The sequence below is a fragment of the Sulfuritalea sp. genome (assembly GCF_017302275.1).
Taxonomy (GTDB): domain Bacteria; phylum Pseudomonadota; class Gammaproteobacteria; order Burkholderiales; family Rhodocyclaceae; genus Sulfuritalea.
In genome coordinates this window covers 1-19,204 of sequence record NZ_JAFLDR010000045.1, presented here as the reverse complement: position 1 = coordinate 19,204, position 19,204 = coordinate 1, and the positions used below count along the sequence as shown (strand labels likewise).

14 protein-coding genes are annotated in these 19,204 nt (G+C 63.7%); 3 read left to right on the top strand and 11 right to left on the bottom strand.

All coding sequences use genetic code 11. The features are described 5' to 3' along the window. Window positions 1-8: 8 nt before the first annotated feature. The 5 genes from J0M27_RS18230 to J0M27_RS18210 all read right to left on the bottom strand — a co-directional run bounded on the left by J0M27_RS18230 (window position 9) and on the right by J0M27_RS18210 (window position 4,370). Window positions 9-287, bottom strand: a complete 279-nt coding sequence (locus J0M27_RS18230) for a type II toxin-antitoxin system RelE/ParE family toxin (protein ID WP_294995103.1) — start codon at window positions 285-287, stop codon at window positions 9-11. Between the two features lie 283 nt (window positions 288-570). Next, the gene (locus J0M27_RS18225; protein ID WP_294995101.1) at window positions 571-1,167 is read right to left on the bottom strand and encodes a TetR/AcrR family transcriptional regulator; all 597 of its coding nucleotides are present in this window, start codon (window positions 1,165-1,167) and stop codon (window positions 571-573) included. Beyond that, window positions 1,154-1,918: a crotonase/enoyl-CoA hydratase family protein gene (locus J0M27_RS18220; protein ID WP_294995099.1), complete on the bottom strand. Its 765-nt coding sequence runs from the start codon at window positions 1,916-1,918 to the stop codon at window positions 1,154-1,156. Before J0M27_RS18220 ends, J0M27_RS18225 begins: the two co-directional genes overlap by 14 nt. Window positions 1,919-2,037: 119 nt before the next feature. Beyond that, a complete protein-coding gene (locus J0M27_RS18215; protein ID WP_294995097.1) occupies window positions 2,038-2,712 on the bottom strand; it encodes a transglutaminase family protein in 675 nt (224 codons plus the stop codon). After that, window positions 2,709-4,370, bottom strand: coding sequence for an isovaleryl-CoA dehydrogenase (locus J0M27_RS18210; protein ID WP_294995095.1), 1,662 nt, complete (start codon window positions 4,368-4,370; stop codon window positions 2,709-2,711). The genes J0M27_RS18215 and J0M27_RS18210 overlap by 4 nt, the downstream gene beginning before the upstream one ends. A gap of 103 nt (window positions 4,371-4,473) precedes the next feature. Here J0M27_RS18210 and J0M27_RS18205 point away from each other — a divergent pair, with 103 nt between their 5' ends. From J0M27_RS18205 to J0M27_RS18195, 3 genes are all read left to right on the top strand, one after another. Further along, window positions 4,474-5,616, top strand: a complete 1,143-nt coding sequence (locus J0M27_RS18205; protein ID WP_294995093.1) for an acyl-CoA dehydrogenase family protein — start codon at window positions 4,474-4,476, stop codon at window positions 5,614-5,616. Between the two features lie 41 nt (window positions 5,617-5,657). Beyond that, on the top strand, window positions 5,658-6,866 hold the full coding sequence (locus J0M27_RS18200) for an acetyl-CoA C-acetyltransferase (protein ID WP_294995091.1): 1,209 nt from the start codon (window positions 5,658-5,660) through the stop codon (window positions 6,864-6,866). 342 nt (window positions 6,867-7,208) lie between these two features. Next, window positions 7,209-9,356, top strand: coding sequence for a 3-hydroxyacyl-CoA dehydrogenase NAD-binding domain-containing protein (locus tag J0M27_RS18195; protein WP_294995089.1), 2,148 nt, complete (start codon window positions 7,209-7,211; stop codon window positions 9,354-9,356). A gap of 76 nt (window positions 9,357-9,432) precedes the next feature. Here J0M27_RS18195 and J0M27_RS18190 read toward each other — a convergent pair whose 3' ends face one another. From J0M27_RS18190 to J0M27_RS18165, 6 genes are read right to left on the bottom strand one after another with little or no spacing between them, the layout of a single operon-like run. After that, the gene (locus tag J0M27_RS18190) at window positions 9,433-10,140 is read right to left on the bottom strand and encodes a SprT family zinc-dependent metalloprotease (RefSeq protein WP_294995087.1); all 708 of its coding nucleotides are present in this window, start codon (window positions 10,138-10,140) and stop codon (window positions 9,433-9,435) included. Window position 10,141: 1 nt separating this feature from the next. Further along, window positions 10,142-13,399: an HsdR family type I site-specific deoxyribonuclease gene (locus J0M27_RS18185; RefSeq protein ID WP_294995085.1), complete on the bottom strand. Its 3,258-nt coding sequence runs from the start codon at window positions 13,397-13,399 to the stop codon at window positions 10,142-10,144. 8 nt (window positions 13,400-13,407) lie between these two features. Continuing rightward, a complete protein-coding gene (locus J0M27_RS18180; RefSeq protein ID WP_294995083.1) occupies window positions 13,408-14,496 on the bottom strand; it encodes a macro domain-containing protein in 1,089 nt (362 codons plus the stop codon). Continuing rightward, the gene (locus tag J0M27_RS18175; RefSeq protein WP_294995081.1) at window positions 14,496-15,143 is read right to left on the bottom strand and encodes a DUF4433 domain-containing protein; all 648 of its coding nucleotides are present in this window, start codon (window positions 15,141-15,143) and stop codon (window positions 14,496-14,498) included. Before J0M27_RS18175 ends, J0M27_RS18180 begins: the two co-directional genes overlap by 1 nt. After that, complete coding sequence (locus tag J0M27_RS18170) at window positions 15,136-16,446, bottom strand: restriction endonuclease subunit S (protein ID WP_294995079.1); 1,311 nt, start codon at window positions 16,444-16,446, stop codon at window positions 15,136-15,138. The genes J0M27_RS18175 and J0M27_RS18170 overlap by 8 nt, the downstream gene beginning before the upstream one ends. Then, a complete protein-coding gene (locus tag J0M27_RS18165; RefSeq protein ID WP_294995077.1) occupies window positions 16,439-19,003 on the bottom strand; it encodes an N-6 DNA methylase in 2,565 nt (854 codons plus the stop codon). Before J0M27_RS18165 ends, J0M27_RS18170 begins: the two co-directional genes overlap by 8 nt. Window positions 19,004-19,204 lie beyond the last annotated feature (201 nt).

Genomic DNA, 19,204 nt, shown 5'->3' with positions numbered 1-19,204 from the left:
GCAGTACCTCAGTGATAGTTCTCGTAGTCCACCAGTTCGGCATCCCTTCCCACGAACTGAAACGTGACCCGCCAGTTGCCGCTCACCCACACCGACCACACGCCTCTGCGCTCGCCCTTGAGTGCGTGGAGGCGCAAACCGGCCATGTCCATATCTCGGGCGGCGGTGGCTACATTCAGCCGACCGAGTATGAGTCGTAGCCGCTCGGCGTGTTGAGCCTGGATGCCCGACTTGGAACCGTGCTCGAAAAAGCGGGCCAAGCCCTTGTGTTTGAAACTCAGGATCATCCGCGATCGTAACCCGAGGCGTTACAGATTACAAGACGCCCAACGTGATGTCGCCGACGAAGCGGCGAGTAAACGGGATATGCGACAGTCGGATAATCCGGTTGCCTGGCGGAACCCGTTGCAAGAGCTAACTAGATTTCTTCGTTCCAGCCTGGAGTGTCGGATCACTCCTTCTGCCATCCGAACATGCCGAATGGGCAGCAGGACCCAAGCATACGCATATGGCAAGCGGCTGTCCATGGGCGTACGGACGAGCCCGGAATTGCCGGCCGGAAGGCAACGGCTACCGGGACTTCAGCAGCATCCCCGAGATCTGCCTGGCGATCTGCTTCACGGTGCGACCGCCGTTGGGGCGATACCACTGCACGGTCCAGTTCAGTGCGCCCATCAGCAGCAGGCGCGTGACGCGGCTGTCGTCCGCGATCTCGCCGCTGCGCTTGAGCTCGCGCAGCGCCTTTTGCCACAGCGCCTCGTAGGCATCCTTCTGTTCGATCAGCTCGGCCAGCGCGGCGGGATCGAGGTGGTGGCTTTCGTGCAGCAGGGTGGCGGCGAAGTGGCGGCCGTCATCGCCCAGCAGTTGTTCCAGGTGGGCCAGCAGCATGGCCTCGAAGGTGGCACGCGGCGTGTCGCCGCGTTCGGCGGCCTTGCTGACGGCGCGGCTGATGCTGGCGATGCCTTCGAGCGCCACCGCCTTGAGCATGTCGTGCTTGGTCTTGAAGTGGTAGAAGGGCGAGCCGGATTGCATATCGACGGCGCGTGCGATGTCGCGGATGGGGGTGGCGGCGTAGCCTTTTTCGGCGAACAGGCGGCTGGCGGCGCGCACGATCTCGGCGCGGCGGTTGGGTTCGTCCTTCGCCGTTGGCTTTCTAGAAGCGGCCATGGCGTCCCTCGCCCTCGCGGAAGCGTCCGGCGCCGGATTCGGCCTCGCCGCTGGCCAGCGAAACCTGGCCGTGACGGCATTCGTTCTTGAGCGCTTCGGCCAGCGGCAGCCCCCATTGCTCGTAGCTCGACAGGCGGTCCCGGCGCATGCAGGTCTGCGGGAAGGCGGCGATCTGAGCCGCCAGTGCCTCGGCTGCCGCGCGCGCTTCGCCGTCGGGCACCACGCGGTTGGCCAGGCCCATGGCCAGCGCCTCCTCGGCGCCCACGGCGCGGCCGGTGAGGATCAGGTCCAGGGCGCGCGAATGGCCGACAAGGCGCGAGAGGCGTATGGTGCCGCCGTCGATCAGCGGCACGCCCCAGCGCCGGCAGAAGACGCCGAAAGTCGCGGATGCTTCGACCACGCGCAGGTCGCACCACAGTGCCAGTTCCAGCCCGCCGGCCACGGCGTAGCCCGAGACCGCGGCGATCACCGGTTTCGAGAGCAGCATGCGCGTCGGCCCCAGCGGTGCGTCGCCTTCTTCCTGCAGCGACCAATCGCCGGGGTTGGCGACGAAGGCCTTGAGGTCGGCGCCGGCACAAAAGTGGCCGTTGGCGCCGCATAGCACCGCGACGTGCTGCGCCGGGTCGGCATCGAATTCGCGGAAGGCGTCGGCCAGCGCCTGCGCCGTGGCACGGTCGATGGCATTGCGCGCCGCGGGGCGATCGATCACCACCGTGGTCACCGCGCCGTTTCGCTGGATGTGAATGGTCATTAGGGCAAAGGCGATCTATCCGCGGATTTCGCAGATTCGCGCAGATTGAACTGCATGGAGTTGCCGGGTCCGAATCTGCGGAAATCCGCGAAATCTGCGGACGAATTGATTTTCCGGATTCACGTCGGCCTCAACACCGATTCGTGGTCGAAGTCGCCGTTGCGGCCTTCGCTGATCTCGACCAGTTTCGGGTACATGCGGAACATGTCGGCCGTGAGTTCCTCGTAGGGCAGGTCGTCGAATTCGCCGCGTTGCCTGACGTATTCCATGTGGCGCTGGTTGGACGAGTTGTAGGGGTGCATCAGCGAATCGTGCTCGCCATCGAAATCCAGCGGCAGCACGCCGAAGCGCTGGCACATGGCCAGGTTGAAGGCCGGCGTGGCCTTGACCCAGCACCCGTCGAGCAGCAGGCTGACATAGCCGTGCCAGGCGAAGATGTCGGTGCCCATCAGGCGCGTCAGCTTCTCCGTCGAAAGATGGTTCTTGACGTCGGCGAAGCCCGGCCGTGCCGGGATGCCGACGGCGCGCAGGCAGGCGCAGTAGAGCATGGCCTTGGGCACGCAGTAGCTGACGCCCCGGATCACCGTGGTGCTGGCGCGCATCATCTCGCGCTGCATGCTGCTGGAGTAGGGGTCGTAGCGGATGTCGTCGCGCACGGCGTAGTAGAGGGCCAGCGCCTTCTCCTTCGCCGTGTCGTGGGCGCCGACTCTTGCGGCGACGAAGTCGCGCACCGCCGGGTGCTCGTGGTCGATGAATTCGGTGGCGGCCAGCCACTCCGGCTTGATCCCGTTCATGCGGCTTCCGGCCAGGCGCGCGCCAGCAGGGTGGCGAAATCCGTGTTCGCCGGCAGGGTGCCGAAGGTGGCGCCCCAATGGCTGGGCGTCAGGCGCGAGGCGCAGAAGGCCTCGGCCACCGGCGCCGGGGCGTGGCGCAGCAGCAGTGCGCCCTGCATGGCCAGCGCGATGCCCTGGGTCAGCTCGCGGGCGCGGGTTTCGATCTCCTGCGGGTCTGACAGCCCCTTCTGCAAGGCGCCGACGAAGGCGTCGAAGCAGCGGTTCCTGCCCAGCGCCGGAGTGATCTCGGCACTCAGCACGTCGATGCTCTTCGGGTGGCGTGCCATTGCGCGCAGGGTGTCGAGGCACATCACGTTGCCCGAGCCTTCCCAGATGGAATTCAGCGGACTCTGGCGGAAGTTGCGCGGCATCGGCCCCTCGTCGACATAGCCGTTGCCGCCATGCACTTCCATGGCCTCGGCCGACAACGTCGGGCAGCGCTTGCAGATCCAGTATTTCGCCACCGGGGTGAGTATGCGCCGCAGCAGACTTTCGGCTTCGTCCGTCTGGGCGTCGAAGGCGCGCGCCAGGCGCATCGATAGCGCGGTCGCCGCCTCGACTTCCAGCGCCATGTCGGCCAGCACATTCTTCATCAGCGGCTGGTCGATCAGCCGCTTGCCGAAGGCGGCGCGCAAGGACGCGTGGTGCATGGCCTGGGAGAGCGCGGCGCGCATGATGCCGGTGCTGCCGATCGCGCAATCGAGCCGCGTATAGACGCCCATTTCCAGCACCGTGGGGATGCCGCGGCCTTCCTCGCCCACCAGCCAGCCCAGCGAGCCCCAGAATTCCATTTCGGTGCCCGCGTTCGAGCGGTCGCCGAGCTTGTCCTTGAAGCGCTGGATGCGCATCTCGTTGAGTCGCCCGTCCGGCGTCCAGCGCGGCACGAAGAAGCAGGACAGCCCCTTCGCCGTCTGCGCCGTGACCAGGAAGGCGTCGCACATCGGCGCCGAGAGGAACCACTTGTGGCCGGTGAGGCGCCAGGTTCTGTCACCGTTGGCTTCGGCTCTCGTTGTATTCGCGCGCACGTCCGAGCCGCCCTGCTTCTCGGTGAGGCCCATGCCGATCAGCACGCCGGTCTTCTGCGCCGCGGGAATGAAGCGCCGGTCGTAGTCGCGCGAGAGCAGTTTCGGCATCCACTCGCGAGCGATCCCGGGCGAGTGGCGCAGTACGGGCACCGCGCCGTAGGTCATGGTGGTCGGGCACAGCGAGCCGCATTCGATCTCGGCGAACATCACGTAGGCGGCGGCGCGGGCGACGTGGGCGCCGGGCTTGGGCTCGGCCCAGGGGCCGGTGTCGCAACCGTGGCGCTTGAGCCAGCCCAGGCACTCGTGCCAGGAAGGATGGAAGTCCACCTCGTCGCGGCGGTTGCCGTAGCGGTCGAAGAGTTTCAGCACCGGCGGGAAGGCGTTGGCCAGCCGCCCGTGTTCTATCCATTCCGCGCTGCCGACCTCGGCGCCGCGCGCCATCAGCCAGTCCTGCGCCCAGCCGGCGCCCTGCTGCGCCACGGCCTCCTGCAGCGGCCGGTTGTTGGCGTAGGCGTTGTAATTCTCCAGCGCATGGGCCTGGTTCAGCACCTCGTGCGTGGCGGTCATGATTGGTGGCGTGGGAATCATGGTCATTGTCCTCCCCGGGGCGAGGGGCAATTCTTGCCCCGACCCCCTTGCTTGTCAAGCAAGCGCTTGCTTGGTAGCATGCCCGGCTTTCGCTGCCCCGGGGAAAACCATGCTCACGATTCCGCGCACCCTGTTCGACGAAGACCACGCCGCCTTCCGCGACACCGCCCGCCGCTTCATGGAGCAGGAGGTCGCCCCCCACCACGCGCGCTGGGAGGAGCAGTCCCATGTCGATCGCGAGATCTGGACCAAGGCCGGCGCCGCCGGCCTGCTCTGCGCCACGATGCCAGAGGAATATGGCGGGCACGGCGTAGACAAGCGCTTTTCGGTGGTCGTCATGGAAGAGGCGGCGCGCATCAACGCCACGGGCCTCGGCTGGGGCCTGCATTCCGAGATCGTCGCGCCCTACCTGCTGCATTACGGCAGCGAAGCCTTGAAGCGCAAATACCTGCCGAAGATGGCCAGCGGCGAGATGATCGCCGCGATCGCCATGACCGAGCCGGCGGCCGGCTCCGACCTGCAGGGGGTGCGCACCACGGCCGTGAAGGATGGCGACCACTACATCCTGAACGGTTCGAAGATCTTCATCACCAACGGCTATCTCTGCGACCTGGTGATCGTGGTGGCCAAGACCGATCCCGCCAAGGGTGCAAGGGGCACCAGCCTGCTGGTGGTCGACACCTCGATGCCCGGTTTCACCAAGGCCAGGCCGCTGCACAAGGCCGGCATGAAGGCGCAGGACACCTGCGAGCTGTACTTCGACAACGTGCGCGTGCCGGCGGAAAACCTGCTCGGCGAACTGAACAGCGGCTTCATCTACCTGATGCAGGAGCTGCCCTGGGAGCGCCTGCAGATCGCGGTGATTTCGATCGCCTCGGCCGAAGCGGCGCTGGACTGGACCATCCAATACACCAACGAGCGCAAGGCCTTCGGCCAGGAGATCGCCAAGTTCCAGAACACCCGTTTCAAACTCGCCGAACTCAAGACCGAGATCCAGGTCGGCCGCGTCTTCGTCGACCGCTGCATCGAGCTGATCCTCGAAAACAAGCTCGATCCGGCGACGGCCTCGATGGCGAAGTACTGGTGTAGCGACCTCCAATTCAAAGTGATGGACGAATGCGTGCAGCTGCATGGCGGCTATGGCTACATGTGGGACTACCCGATCACCCGCGCCTGGGCCGATGCCCGCGTGCAGCGCATCTACGGCGGCACCAACGAGATCATGAAAGAACTGATTTCCCGAAGCCTGTGAAGGGGTTCTAAGGGAAGAGGGAAGGGAGAAGGGGGAAGGGTATGAGTGACGCTTACATTTTCGATGCGCTGCGCACGCCGCGCGGCAAGGGCAAGCAGGGCGGTGCGCTGAACCAGGCGACGCCCATCCATCTGGCGGCGACCGTGCTGCGCGCGTTGCGCGACCGCAACCATCTCGATACTTCGAAGGTGGACGACGTGGTCCTCGGCTGCGTCGAGCCGGTGGGCGAGCAGGGCGCCGACATCGCGCGCGTCGCCGCGCTCTACGCCGACTACGCGATCACGGCGCCCGGCGTCACCGTCAGCCGCTTCTGCGCCTCGGGTCTCGAAGCCTGCAACCAGGCCGCGGCGCAGATCATGTCCGGCCAGGCCGACCTGGTGGTCGGCGGCGGCGTCGAGTCGATGTCGCGCGTGCCGATGTTTTCCTCGGGCGGCGCCTGGCCGCTCGATCCGCAGGTGGCGGCGAAGACCGCCTTCGTGCCGCAGGGCATCTCGGCCGACCTGATCGCCACCAAGTGGGGTTTCTCGCGCCAGGACGTCGATGCCTACGCGCTGGAGTCGCAGCGCCGCGCCAAGGCGGCTTGGGACGCGGGACATTTCAAGCGTTCCATCGTTCCGGTGAAGGACATCAACGGCCTGACCATGCTGGCCCACGACGAGTACATGCGCCCCGAGACCACCATGGAATCGCTGGTCTCGCTCAAGCCTGCCTTCCAGGAGCAGGGCGAGAAGTACGGCTTCGACAGCGTGATGCTGCAGCGCTATCCCGAAGTGGAGCGCATCGAGCACGTGCACCACGCCGGCAACAGCTCCGGCATCGTCGATGGCGCCGCCGCCGTGCTGTTCGGCACCCGCGAGATGGGCGAGGCGCTGGGCTTGAAGCCGCGCGCCCGGGTGCGCTCCTTCGCCTCGATCGGTTCCGAGCCCTCGATCATGCTCACCGGTCCTTCCTATGCCGCTGAAAAGGCACTCAAGCGTGCCGGCATGAAGGTCGGCGACATCGACCTCTTCGAACTCAACGAAGCTTTCGCCGCCGTGGTGCTGCGCTTCATGCAGGTGCTGAACGTCGCGCACGACAGGATGAACGTCAACGGCGGCGCCATCGCCATGGGCCACCCGCTGGGCGCCACCGGCGCCATGATCCTCGGCACCCTGCTCGACGAGATGGAGCGGCGGGGTGTGGGTACCGGTCTCGCCACCTTGTGCGTGGGGGCGGGCATGGGGACGGCAACGATTATTGAGCGGGTTTGAAATGAGAACCGACGCGTGTTTTCGGTCGGCGGGGAATGGGGAGGCCGGGGCATTCTGCTTCGCTCATGTCCTCCGTCGGCACCCTGCGGGCGCCTCCTCCCCCTTTACTTCGCTGCGCAGAACGCCCCACCCTCCCGATCAAGTGGGGCCGTCGCGGGTTTTCGGCAAAAAGGCAGAAGCGCGTCCCGCCAAGGACGACGGGGGGCCTCCTCCGGTAAGTAAAGGGGGAGGAGCAGGCAAAGCCTGCGACGGAGGACATGGACGGAGGAGGCCCCCCGTCGTCCTTGGCGCTCTCAAAGCATCACATCCATCGCAGCTTCAAGGCACCCTGGAGCCACTGACATGCTGAACTATTCCGTCGATGCCGAAGGCATTGCCACCGTCGAACTCGACTACCCCGGCAAGTCGCAAAACATCCTCAACGCGGCCTCCATCGGTGCCTATGCCGAGGCGATGCAGAAGGCGCTGGTCGATCCGGCGGTGAAGGGTATCGTCGTTGCCTCGGCGAAGAAGGACTTCATCGCCGGCGGCGACCTTGCCGAACTGGCCGGGGCCACCGATGCGGCGGCATTCCATACCGCGATCAGCGGCACCCACAAGTTGATGCGCGGAATCGAGCTGGGCGGCAAGCCGGTCGCCGCTGCGCTCAATGGCAGCGCCCTGGGCGGCGGCATGGAAATCGCGCTGGGTTGCCACCATCGCGTCGCCGCCGACAATCCCAAGGCGCGTTTCGGTTTTCCCGAGGTCACCTTGGGCCTGCTGCCCGGTGCCGGGGGTACGCAGCGTGTGCCGCGCCTGGTCGGCATGCAGGCGGCAGCACCCCTGCTCATGGAAGGCAAGCGCATCAAGGTCGCCGAGGCACAGAAGATCGGGCTGATCCACGCCGTCGTTGCGGCGGGCGAGGAACGCAACGCGGCGCGCCAGTGGGTGTTGGCGGCCGCCGCCTCGGGCGCCAAGCCCTTGCAGCCCTGGGACACGACGGGTTTCAGGATTCCCGGCGGTGGTCCGTCGACGCCCAACGGCATGCAGATGCTGATGGCGGCCAACGCCATGCTGCGCGAGAAGACCTACGACAACTACCCGGCGCCCAAGCACATCCTGTCCTGCGTCTATGAGGGTCTGTCAACCAACCTCGACACCGGCCTGGCGATCGAGGCGCGCTACTTCACCAGCCTCGTGATGTCGCCGGTGTCGAAGAACATGATCCGCAGCCTCTTCTTCGGCATGCAGGAAGCCAACAAACTGGCCTCGCGGCCGGCGGGCGTTGCACAGCAGAAGTACACGAAGGTCGGCATGCTCGGCGCCGGCATGATGGGGGCCGGCATCGCCATGTGCACCGCCCAGGCGGGCATCGAGGTGGTGCTGCTCGATACATCGCAGGAGGCGGCCGAAAAGGGCAAGGCGTATGCCGCGAAGCAGTGGGGCAAGCAGGTGGCCAGGGGGCGCATGACGCAGGAAGCGGCCGACGCCCTGCTGGCGCGCATCAAACCCAGTGCCGACTACGCCGAGCTGAACGGCTGCGAACTGGTGGTCGAGGCCGTGTTCGAGAAACGCGAGATCAAGGCCGAAGTCACGAAGCAGACCGAAGCAGTGATCGGCGGCGATGCGATCTTCGCCTCCAATACCTCGACCCTGCCGATCACCGGCCTGGCGGAAGCCTCGGTGCGCCCGGCCAATTTCATCGGCCTGCATTTCTTCTCACCGGCGGAGAAGATGCCGCTGGTCGAGATCATCGTCGGCAAGGCGACCAGCGACGCCACGCTGGCGTGCTCGATGGACTACGTGCGCGCCATCGGCAAGACGCCGATCGTGGTCAATGACTCGCGCGGCTTCTATACCAGCCGCGTGTTCGGCACCTATGTTTCGGAAGGCATGGCCCTGCTCGAGGAAGGCGTGCCGCCGGCGCTGATCGACAAGGCCGGGCTGATGGCCGGCATGCCGGTGGGGCCGCTGGCCCTGGCCGACGAGGTGTCGATCGAACTGGTGTACAAGATCGCGCAACAGACGCGGGCCGACCTCGGCGCCGCCTATGTCGAGCGCGCGGCGGATCGCGTCGCGGCGAAGATGGTGGCCGAGCTTGGGCGCTTGGGGCGCAAGTCGGGCGCCGGCTTCTACGACTACCCGGCGGATGGTCCGAAGCGCCTGTGGCCGGGGCTGGGGCAGCACTTTCCGCCAAGAGTCGGCGCCGACGGTACGGCGATGATCAGCCTCGAACAGATCATCGAGCGCCTGATCCTCGTCCAATCCGTCGAAACCGCGCGCTGCCTGGAAGAGAAGGTGCTGCGCGCTCCGATCGACGCCGATGTCGGTGCCATCCTCGGCTGGGGCTACCCGCCCTTCCGTGGCGGGCCGATCGGCTGGCTGCACGCGCTGGGGCTGCCGGCGGCGATTGCGAAGTTGGACGAGTTGGCGGCAAGGCACGGCCCGCGCTTTGCCGCGCCGCAGATCCTGCGCGACATGGCGGCACGGGGAGAGCGCTTCTACGCCTGATCGGAGAGTCGGCGCCCCACAGGGACTTGCTTCGGTCGCTGGCGGGGGCGGCGCTACTTCTGCTTGCGCGGCAGCATCACAAATCCAATTCAGCACCACGCGCCCGCAGCCATTCCTTTCGCTCGCGATAGTCCGGCAGGATCTTGTCAACTTCGTTCCAGAATGCGGCCGAATGGTCGCGGTGGCGCAGGTGGCATAGCTCATGGACCACTATGTAGTCGATGATCGTGACCGGCGCCATCATGCACTTCCAGTGAAAATGCAGATGGCCATCGCTCAGGCAGGATGCCCAGCGGTAACCCAGCTCTTTGACCGCGACATCTCCCGGTTGCACGCCAACCTTGGCGGCGAGCGTCGCAACTCTCTTGTTTAGGCGCTCGCGCCCCTTCTGCTCGTAGAAGTCCTGAAAGGCCTGGTGTGCGCCTTCCTTGCCCTGCTTATCAACAATTGAGCGCTGCAAACAGAAGCGCCCGTCCTTGAGCTTCAGTGCTTCATCTTGCTTACCCACCAGTAGCAGTCGATAGTTTGAGCCAAGGTAGGGAAAGGCTTCGCCATTGACCCATTCGCGCACCACCCGCGTCGTGTTGAGATCGCGCCAGTCGGCCAGATTGCGGTAGATCCACATGCGCTTTCGGAGCACGATCGAATCGACCTGCTCCGGCGTCATGCGTTTCGGTGGCCGCACGCTGATCCGGCCATCGCGCTCGATCACGATGTCCGTGGTCTGTCGGTCTGCTCCCGGCAGCAAGCGGTATTCGATATCGCGAACCTGTCTTAGCTGCATGTCAGGCGGTGCCCGAACTGTGCACGAGTTCGTCGTGACGGTTCTTCGCCAGCTTCATGATTTCGACCGCGACTCGCTCCCGGTTGGCCTTGAGTTCCTCGATGGCGCACTTCGCGATCTCCGTCTTGATCAATCCGCGCACCCGCTTCTGCTTGTCCGGGTTCTGCCAGAAGTCGATGCTGCCGACGGTTTCCTGCAGCAGTTCGACGATCTGTTCCATTAACTGCTTGAACTCCGCCTTGTGTTGCGGCGTCACGGCGCCTGAAGCAAACCCCACCTGGACGATGTACTCGTAGAAGGTCGTCGCTTCCCGGCTCATGCCGTCGTCACCCTGGCGCCGTCCCGCAATGGCAACCTGGCGCAGTTCCGCCAGCCTTTCGACCAGCAGGTCCCATTCCTCGTGGTGCTTTTCGATCAGGGCATCGACCTTTTCCGAAAGTGTCTTGTAGAAGGCCGGGTCTTCGTCGTGGTGCACCGTGCAGTGCTTGCGGATCGCATGCTCCATTTCGCTGGCCTTGGCCTCGCCGTTGTTGCCGGCGTGCTGTTGCAGCTTCTCGATGAAATCTTCCGCCAGCAGCTCCACCGGCGCCACCTTGGGATTGATGCCGAGGCTGATCAGGTGCGTGTTGATCAGCGCTTTGACCTTTTCGCCCGCATCGCCGAGATCGAGGCTGGCGTCCTTGTAGCGCTCCTTCGCCACCTGCAGGATGTAGCCGAAGCGCTTGGCCGGCACGCGGTAGGGCTGGGCCGACTCGTGCGGCAGGATGATGTCCATGCTCATCAGGAATTTCTTCAGATAGACCTCGAAGTCCGCCCGCCGCTTCTCGTCCTTGAGCGCCTTCACCGCCGCGTCGACCACGGCGGCATCGGCGTCCAGCTCCGGCAGGCTGCCCCTAACGAATTCGCCGATCTGCCGGATGCCCGCTTCGCGGAAATGCTGCAGCAGGCGCTGGTAGCGCTCTTCCAGCACAGGCAGCTCCGAGCCGATGGCCTGCAGGCCGTCGTGCAATTCCTGCAACTCGTCGCTCGCGGCGTAGAGGCTCAAGGCCTCGGTCAGGTGGTTGGCCAGGCCGATGTAATCCACCACATAGCCGCGCTGCTTGCCGCGCATGACCCGGTTAGTGCGGGCGATGGCCTGCAGCAGCGTGTGCTCGCGCAGCTTCTTGTCGATGTACATCACCTGCTCGACCGGTGCATCGAAGCCGGTCAGCAGCATGTCGCAGACGATCAGGAAGGCGATGCCGGTATTGACCTGGTCCGCGTCGTCCAGATCGAAAGGCTTGCAGAAGTTGGCGACGGCATTCAGCCGCTGCGCTTCCTTGCGGGCGTGGCTGATGTAGGCCGCTTCGTTGGTGCCGTCCGACGAAATCACCACCACGGGTTTGAGGAATTCCAGCTTGCGGATCAATTCGGCATCCGGCTTTTCCGTCAGGCGTTCCCTGGCAATCCGTTCCGTCAGCGCCGCCTCGATGCCTTCGCGGTAGCGCACGCAGGCCAGCTTGGAGTGGCACACCACCTGGGCCTTGAAGCCGTTGGGCAGAATGTTGTCGATGTAATGGGCGACCAGGTCGCGGGCGATGGCGTCGATGCGGTTCTTCGCTTCGAGGATATCGCCGGTGGCGCCGTACTTCTTCCTGATCGCCAGCAGTTCTTCCACGCTGCGGTCGCGGAACAAGTCCTCGAAGGCGGTATCGAAGGCGTGCTTCTCGTTGAGCGCGCTGTCCGCCGTCTTGCCCTCGTAGAGGATTTGCAGCGTGGCGCCGTCATGCACCGCGTCCATCAGCTTGTAGGTGTCGATGTATTCGCCAAAGCGCTTGTGCGTCTTGCGTTCGCCGTGGCGCTCGGTGATCAGCGGCGTGCCGGTGAAGGCGACGCGAGCCGCATTGGGGAAGGCCTCGAACAGGTTGTCGCCGAGGTCCGAGCTTTGCGTGCGGTGCGCCTCGTCGATCATCAGGATGATGCGCGGCGAGGTATTCACCACGCCGAAGGTCTTGCCCGCCGGCATGGCCAGATAGGTGCCCAGCGCTTCGGCCACCGTATTGCTCAGCACCTGATTGCGTTCCTGGAACTTGTGCACCATCACCATGTTGAGGTCGGAACTGTCGGTCGCCAGGTGCCGGCGCAAATCGTTGCTGCTCTCGATCACATTCACCCGCCCGCCGATCAGCGTCGCCGTCGCGCCGAGCTGGTCTTCCAGGTCTTGCCGGTCGTTGACCAGCACGATCTTGTAATCGCTCAGGTCGCCGCTGGCACGCAGCATGCGCGCGACGAAGACCATGGTCAGCGACTTGCCCGAACCCTGCGTGTGCCAGACCACGCCGCTGCGCTCCAGTGCCGTCTTGCCGCCGCGCAGGCGCTGCAATATCCGGTTGGCGGCGCGGAACTGCTGGTATCGGCAGACCATCTTGACGCGTTGGCCGCCCTCGGTGTCCTTGAACACGCTGCTGGTGCGCAGGATCTGCAGCAGGTTGGCGCGGTCCAGCATGCCGGCAATCAACTGCTGCTGCGCGTTCATGTCCTCCAGCGCCACATCGTCGCGCGGGTAGAGCGTCTTCCAGGCGTGGTAGTGCTCCTCGCCCGAACTGATCGTGCCGTAGTCCGCCTCAATGCCGCTGCTGCGGATCAGCAGCAGGCAGCTATGGAACAGGCGCGGCTCGCCTTCGCGCAGCCCGGCCAGCTCCGTTTCCCTGCGCCGGCGCATGTAGCGCTGCAACTGCACCCAGGCTTCCTGCATCGGGTTGGCACAGAACGCCGAACCCTTCTTGCACTCCACCACGCAGAGCGGAATGCCATTCACGAACAGCACGATGTCCGGAATGATGAAGCCCTTCACGCAGCCCGGCGTATCGATGCGGAACTGGTTGATGGCGTGAAAGCGGTTGTTCTCCGGGTGGTGGAAATCGATCAGTCGCACCACCGGGTCGCGCTCGCCGGTGAGTTCGTTCGCATCCACCTGGGCCTTGAACAGCAGCGCCTGCACGGCCTCGTTGGCTTCCAGCAGCGTGCGGTTGGGTTGGCGCAGCAGTTGCTGTTGCTGGTCGTCGAGCTGTGCATCACTGAGCCACGGCTTGCCGTCGTCGGTCAGGTTGATGCGGCGGACCGACTCGGCGAATACCTCGGGCAGCAGCCACTGGCGGAAACTCTGGCGCAGGCTGGGTGCCGCGTCCTGCGGCACGCCCGTGCCCTGGTCGATGATCGTCCAGCCCTGTTCTGCAAGCTGGCGGAGGAAGGGCTGTTCGACCTCGCTGTATTCGGACATGCCGGCGTTCAGGCCGCCATGGCGTGCTGAATGTGTCCCGTCAGGCGTTGCAGGGCGAACCCGATGGCGCGGTCGTCGAACAGACGGTTCTTGCGCGCCGCCGCTTCCGCACCCGCCGGCCAGCGGCCGAGGCCGACACGGATGCCGGCAATGCTGGCTTCGCAGTGTTCGCGATCCAGCAACCAGTCCACGGTGGCCAGCAGTTCCATGCCGAAGGGCGACTCGAAGCCGTCGATCAGCGTCGCGGTGGTTTCCAGCGCCTCGGTGTAGGGCTTGACCTCGGCGCCTTTCAGGTAGGTCGCCAGATAATCACGACGTCCCTCATCGAACCAGATCACGTCGAAGGGATCGGCGTCACCGATGCGCTTGTCACAACGCAGGTAGCTGCCGTCCAGCCCATTCAACAGGTGACGCAGCCGGTCGGCATAGGGGCCGTACTTGTTCGCCTCGAAGCGCAGATCGAGCGGGTTGGCGTCCGGTGTCAGGCGTTCGATGGCCCGTTCCAGGAACCAGGCCAGCTTCTGGATTTCCAGCAGGCTGCATTCCATGCCCAGCACCCAGTAGCGGCGCACCAGTTCGGCGATCAGGGCGCGCGCCGGTGTGAGCTTTTCAATGCCGGTGCGCTTCGCCACGTTCTGGTATTTCTCGGTCGGCTCGAAGACCATGATCTCGACGCCATCCAGATCGCCCAGCGCGGCCTCGATCAGCGGCTTGACGTCGGCCCAGTCCAGCCCGCCGTTACCCGCACCCAAGGGCGGGATGGCGATCGACTTGACGCTGTGCTCGGAAATAAAGCGGCGCAGGTCTTGCAGGCCATCAGTGATCCATTCCAGCCGCGAGGGTGCCCGCCAGTGCTGCTTGGTCGGGAAATTGACAATCCAGCGCGGTCCATCGAGTTCGCGCACCTCGGTGACGAACATCCTGCCGGTGTGGACCTCCTTGGCTTTGCAGGCCGCCGCGTAGCGTTGGTAATTGTCGGCGAAGCGCTCCTTGAACATCAAGGCGATGCCCTTGCCCATCACACCCACGGTGTTGACGGTATTCACCAGCGCCTCGGCGCGGGTATCGAGAAGATTGCCTTGCGTGAATGTGATCATCAGAAGTACCACCCCGTCTTGGCGTAAATCGGCAGCGTCAGGCCGCGCGCTTGTACTTGCTGTTCAATGCTGGATTTTAGACCTTCGGTATAACAAACGATACCCAGCAAGCCGGAAATCGGCATGAACTGGTGAATCAAAGCCTCTGCCTGGTAGCGCTCGAACTGCGCCGGATCGTCGGGGTTGCGCTTGAAATTTCGCTGCTGCAACAGGGGCCAGTCGATCTTGTCTAGGTCGGCGAGGTCATCGTAGAAGTTCGCCCACTGGTAGTAGGCGTGGCAGTCGGTAAAGAGATAGGGCAGGCCCTGCTGGTCGATCACGTGCATGCTGGACACCAAGATCGCGATTTCCTCGTTGGCCCGTTGCTTGACCCCGCGACCGGAGTGGATGTTCTTCATCATCACCGAGAAGGGCGTGAAGTAGAAGGGCACGTAGTCATTGAGAAAACCTCCCGGCGGTCGCGGCACCGGATGCGTCGCGCGCTTGTCGATCAGGTCGGGGTTGCCGATGCTGACCCAGTTCGGCGCCTGAACATCGCTGTTGCCGCAATGCAGACCATTGTCGAGTATCCAGGGCAGGTTGTCGCGATGGACAATGCGCCAGATCAGGGCCTTTTCCGGGTTTAGGCTGGGATAGTGGTTAGCCATTCGCCGTCTCGCCAGCGCCGACTTTTACGGGGACTCTGCCGGTCAGGAGGTCTTGCATGAGGCCAAGCTTTTGGCGGTGCAGTTTTTGGAGTTCAAGTTGAGCAGTGCGCTGTTCCCTCCCGTGTGCCTCAAGAATTTTGGCAATTCGGCGTTGTTCGTCAATAGGGGCAAGCGGAAAAGCCAATCCAGTCAACTGAGCGGTATTGATGCCCTCTCTTGTTCCTCGCCCCTTGTCCCGTTCAACTTGTCGTTTGACGATCTCGCTACTGAATGCCGCTTCGATGAATAGAGGCGAGCAACGTTCGTCATCGAGAGCAACACGGATGATGTGATAGTTGATAAGGCATCCGTCGGCTTCGTCGCTTGCAAGAGCATTCCGTCCGGTTGTCGCACCTTGGCGCGCGAACAACAAATCTCCCGCCTTGACTTTGTATCGAGTTAGAGACTGCGCTTTCCTTTCGCTGACAAATAGCAGATCAGTCAGGTCTAAATGGCCTTGCTGAACATTGCCGATCCGCAAAACTGGAACACCCTCATCCACAAAGTCGTTGTTACCAAGATCTGCTCCGAATGGCCCCGTGAGAATCGGTTGCCGCGCTGGGTCTGTTGCTTCGAGAAGCGATCCAATACGCCAGTCGCGCGGTAGCCTTCCGTGCTTCGTCTCTACTGAATCTGTCAAAGGGCGAAGTTGGCCGTTGGGGAGGATGCCGCGGGTGAACAGGTCGTGCATCAGCCCAGCCTTAATCTGCTGGTATTTCTCGATCAGCGCTTCGGTCTTTTCAATCGCCGCGTCGATGCTGGTGAGGATGGCGGCGATCTTTCGCTGTTTGGATAACGGCTGAAGAGGTATATCTACAGCTTTTACAAACTGCGAATTCAAGCCTGGCTGCGCTGACCCGGTTATGCGCCTCTCAATTTTGTTGTGTATCTCCGGCAGCAAAATGCAGTAATAAAGATAGCGCTGTTCCAATACCCTCGAGTCACGAGTTCGAAGAATGAACACATGCTCATTGACAGCAGCTTTGTCAAAGTCACCTTCGTAGAAACCGACCTTGCCAGTTTGCGCGCCATCCTTATTGATCAATACATCGTCTCGTTGCAGTCTTCCCTTTGGCATTAATTCGAAGAACGAAAACGGAATCCGCTTCAATTCGTCGTAAGTCATGCCGCCGCTGACAAGGATGTTTTCACCTCCAATGCTTGGAACACCTTCTGTATCAGACGACACCCCACCTACCGGTCGACTGCCAGAAATGGGGGGGAGTAAGACGCTTTTCAGGGGTACGTTATAAACGTCACTCATACCCCAACTCCAACAGATAGCGCCGCAACTCCGCCGCCGCGCTATCCCGCTCAGTCTCGATCTGCTGCGCCGTGACCGCGTACTTGCTCCACAGCTTCTCGACGGCGGCGATGCCGGCGCGCTGGTCGGCGCGCAGGTAGCTGCGGTAGTTGGCGAACAGCACCTGGCCCAGGCGTTCGACGATGACCTGGCGCGCTTCGTCTTTGCTGATTTTCAGCCGGGCCTGTTCGACCAGTTCGTCCTTCTTCGCGGCGGTGGATTTGATCGCGGATTTCAGCGCCTTGGCTTCGTCTTCCAGCGCCTTGTGCCGCGCCAGTTGCGCCTCGATGTGCTCGGCTTCGAGGCGATGACTGTCCCAGTCGCCGAAGCTGCGGTCGCGCTTGGCGAGCTTCATGTTGCCTTTGGCTTCCTTGAGTTCGGCCTTCAGCGTCTTGACCTGCTCGGCGGGCAGCACGCCGCTGTCGTCGCTGTCTTCGAAGTCCTCCTCGCCAGCGGCGGCGAACAGGGCTTGCAGTTCGGCCAGGCGGGCGTGCTGCTGTTCCAGTTCGGCCAGCACTTGCGGGAACTGGCTTTGCAGGATGTCCTCGTCGGGGATCAGTTCCGGCCCCCAGCCGCTGGCGGCGATGGACTTGAAGTCGGCCGCGAGCTGCTGGTACCAGTTGGCGAAGGCGCCGCGCACCTGGTAACGCGTCAGCAGATTCTGGCCTGCGAACGCGCGCTCGATGCTGTCGAGCAGGGTGCTGCGCAGGGCGTAGACGTTGCGGGTCTTTGCGTTCTGATTTTCCGGGTCTGGCGCCAGCGCTTCGACGATGGGCAGGTGTTGTTGCCACCATTGTTCGAGGGTGGCCATGAAGTCGACCTGGCGTTGGAGGACGCCGGGGTGGTCGCTGACTTGGGCGGCGATGGCGCGCTTGTCTTGCAGGGCTGCGGTGAAGTCGGCGTAGGGGGCTTCTGGATTCCGGCGTTCGCCGGAATGACGGGGATGGGGGCGCGGGGTGAAGCAGGCTTCGCGCAGGCCGGGGTAGTTCTGCCAGAAGTGGGCCAGGGCGTCGATCTCGGCGACGGGTACGCCGCCGTGCAGGTGGGCGCGCACGTCGTGCGGCTCGGGCGGCGGGGCGTTGTCGACGTAGCGGCGAATGTTGCAGTTGTAGTCCTCGGCGGCAATGTCGGCGCTGGCGACACGGCGGGCGTAGGCGGGAATGTCTTTCCCGTCGCGGTAGGCATGGACGATCTTGTCGATGTCTTCCGGGCGCAGGTGGTTCTGTGCCTTGCCCTCGCGGTATTCGCGGTCGGCGTTGATGAACAGCACCTGCTTGCGTTCGCCAGTGCCGGCCTTGTTGAGTACCAGAATGCAGGCCGGAATACCGGTGCCGTAGAACAGGTTGCTCGGCAGGCCGATCACGGCTTCGAGATAGCCCTTGTCGATGAAGTGGCGCCGCGCTTCGCGCTCCTCGCCGCCGCGGAACAGCACGCCGTGCGGCATCACGGTGGCGAGCCGGCCGTCGGCCTTGAGCACGGAGAGCATGTGCTGGACGAACATCAGGTCGGCCTTCTTGCCCTTCTCGGGCATGAAGACCGGGAAGCGGCCGGGGAACTTGATTTCCTTCTTGATGTAGTTCTGGCTGAAAGGCGGATTGGCCAGCACGCGGTCGAAGCGCCGCAACTGGCCGGCCTCGGCCTGGTGTTGCGGTTCGCGGATGGTGTCCTGCTGGCGGATGTCGGCGTGGGATATGCCGTGCAGCAGCATGTTCATCTTGCAGATGGACCAGGTGGTACCCATCTTCTCTTGGCCGTTGAGCGAAAGCTCGCCGGGGTCGCCGCCGCATTCGCGCACGTAGTCGCGGGCCTGGATCAGCATGCCGCCCGATCCTACCGTTGGATCATAAATGCTCATGTCTTCGCGCGGATCGCAGATTTCGACGCAGATGCGCACCACTTCGACCGGGGTGTAGAACTCGCCGGCCTTCTTGCCGGCCGAGTCGGCGAAGTGCTTGATCAACCACTCGTAGGCGGCGCCGAGCAGATCGGGGAACTCGAAGTCGTCGTCGTGCAGCGGAATCTTTTCGAAGTTCTGGATGAAATTGACCAGGGTGTCGTCATCCAGCGTGTGCTGGCCGATCTTGGCGTTGAAGTTGATGTTGCCCTTGAGCACATCCTGCAGGGCGTCGGCGTTGTGGTCTTCGAGGGCCTCCAGCGCCTTGTTGAGCATGGAGCCGACGTTTTCCTTGGTGTGCTTTAGCGCCGGCTGACGCTTGCCGTTGTCGTCAGTCCATTCGTCGTTCCAGCGGGCGCGGGGCGGAACGTAGAAATACTTGCCGGAATACTGGTCCTCGTCTTCGAGCAGGGCTTCGATGTCCGCTGCGGCGAGGCCGTCGGCCTTGCCCTGCTTGCGGATTTCAGCGCGGCGCTGGTCGAACAGGTCGCTGGCGCGCTTGAGGAAGAGCATGCCGAAGATGTATTCCTTGTACTCGCTGGCGTCCATGTTGCCGCGCAAGTCGTCGCAGGCAGTTAGCAACAAACTTTCGAGGCGGGACAGGGTCAGTTTGCCGATGGACATGGTCGGTGGGGTCGCGCGAGGAATCGACGGATTCTATAGGCATCGAATTGACGGCGCCAATTCAACGCCGGACAGGTGTTGGGAGTTAATGAGTTGTCCGGTTCTGTAGCACGCCATCTGTCCGGTCGTCATAGTGCCCTGAAGGGGGTGCGAGATGAGACGGACGGAAGTGCTACAGGAGATCCGGAAGATGAGATTCGA

Coding starts and splice junctions, on each gene's coding strand:
- J0M27_RS18200 (WP_294995091.1), top strand. CDS start 5,658: ATGAGTGACGCTTACATTTTCGATGCGCTGCGCACGCCGCGCGGCAAG.
- J0M27_RS18225 (WP_294995101.1), bottom strand. CDS start 1,167: ATGGCCGCTTCTAGAAAGCCAACGGCGAAGGACGAACCCAACCGCCGC.
- J0M27_RS18215 (WP_294995097.1), bottom strand. CDS start 2,712: ATGAACGGGATCAAGCCGGAGTGGCTGGCCGCCACCGAATTCATCGAC.
- J0M27_RS18220 (WP_294995099.1), bottom strand. CDS start 1,918: ATGACCATTCACATCCAGCGAAACGGCGCGGTGACCACGGTGGTGATC.
- J0M27_RS18205 (WP_294995093.1), top strand. CDS start 4,474: ATGCTCACGATTCCGCGCACCCTGTTCGACGAAGACCACGCCGCCTTC.
- J0M27_RS18195 (WP_294995089.1), top strand. CDS start 7,209: ATGCTGAACTATTCCGTCGATGCCGAAGGCATTGCCACCGTCGAACTC.
- J0M27_RS18185 (WP_294995085.1), bottom strand. CDS start 13,399: ATGTCCGAATACAGCGAGGTCGAACAGCCCTTCCTCCGCCAGCTTGCA.
- J0M27_RS18170 (WP_294995079.1), bottom strand. CDS start 16,446: ATGAGTGACGTTTATAACGTACCCCTGAAAAGCGTCTTACTCCCCCCC.
- J0M27_RS18165 (WP_294995077.1), bottom strand. CDS start 19,003: ATGTCCATCGGCAAACTGACCCTGTCCCGCCTCGAAAGTTTGTTGCTA.
- J0M27_RS18175 (WP_294995081.1), bottom strand. CDS start 15,143: ATGGCTAACCACTATCCCAGCCTAAACCCGGAAAAGGCCCTGATCTGG.
- J0M27_RS18210 (WP_294995095.1), bottom strand. CDS start 4,370: ATGACCATGATTCCCACGCCACCAATCATGACCGCCACGCACGAGGTG.
- J0M27_RS18230 (WP_294995103.1), bottom strand. CDS start 287: ATGATCCTGAGTTTCAAACACAAGGGCTTGGCCCGCTTTTTCGAGCAC.
- J0M27_RS18180 (WP_294995083.1), bottom strand. CDS start 14,496: ATGATCACATTCACGCAAGGCAATCTTCTCGATACCCGCGCCGAGGCG.
- J0M27_RS18190 (WP_294995087.1), bottom strand. CDS start 10,140: ATGCAGCTAAGACAGGTTCGCGATATCGAATACCGCTTGCTGCCGGGA.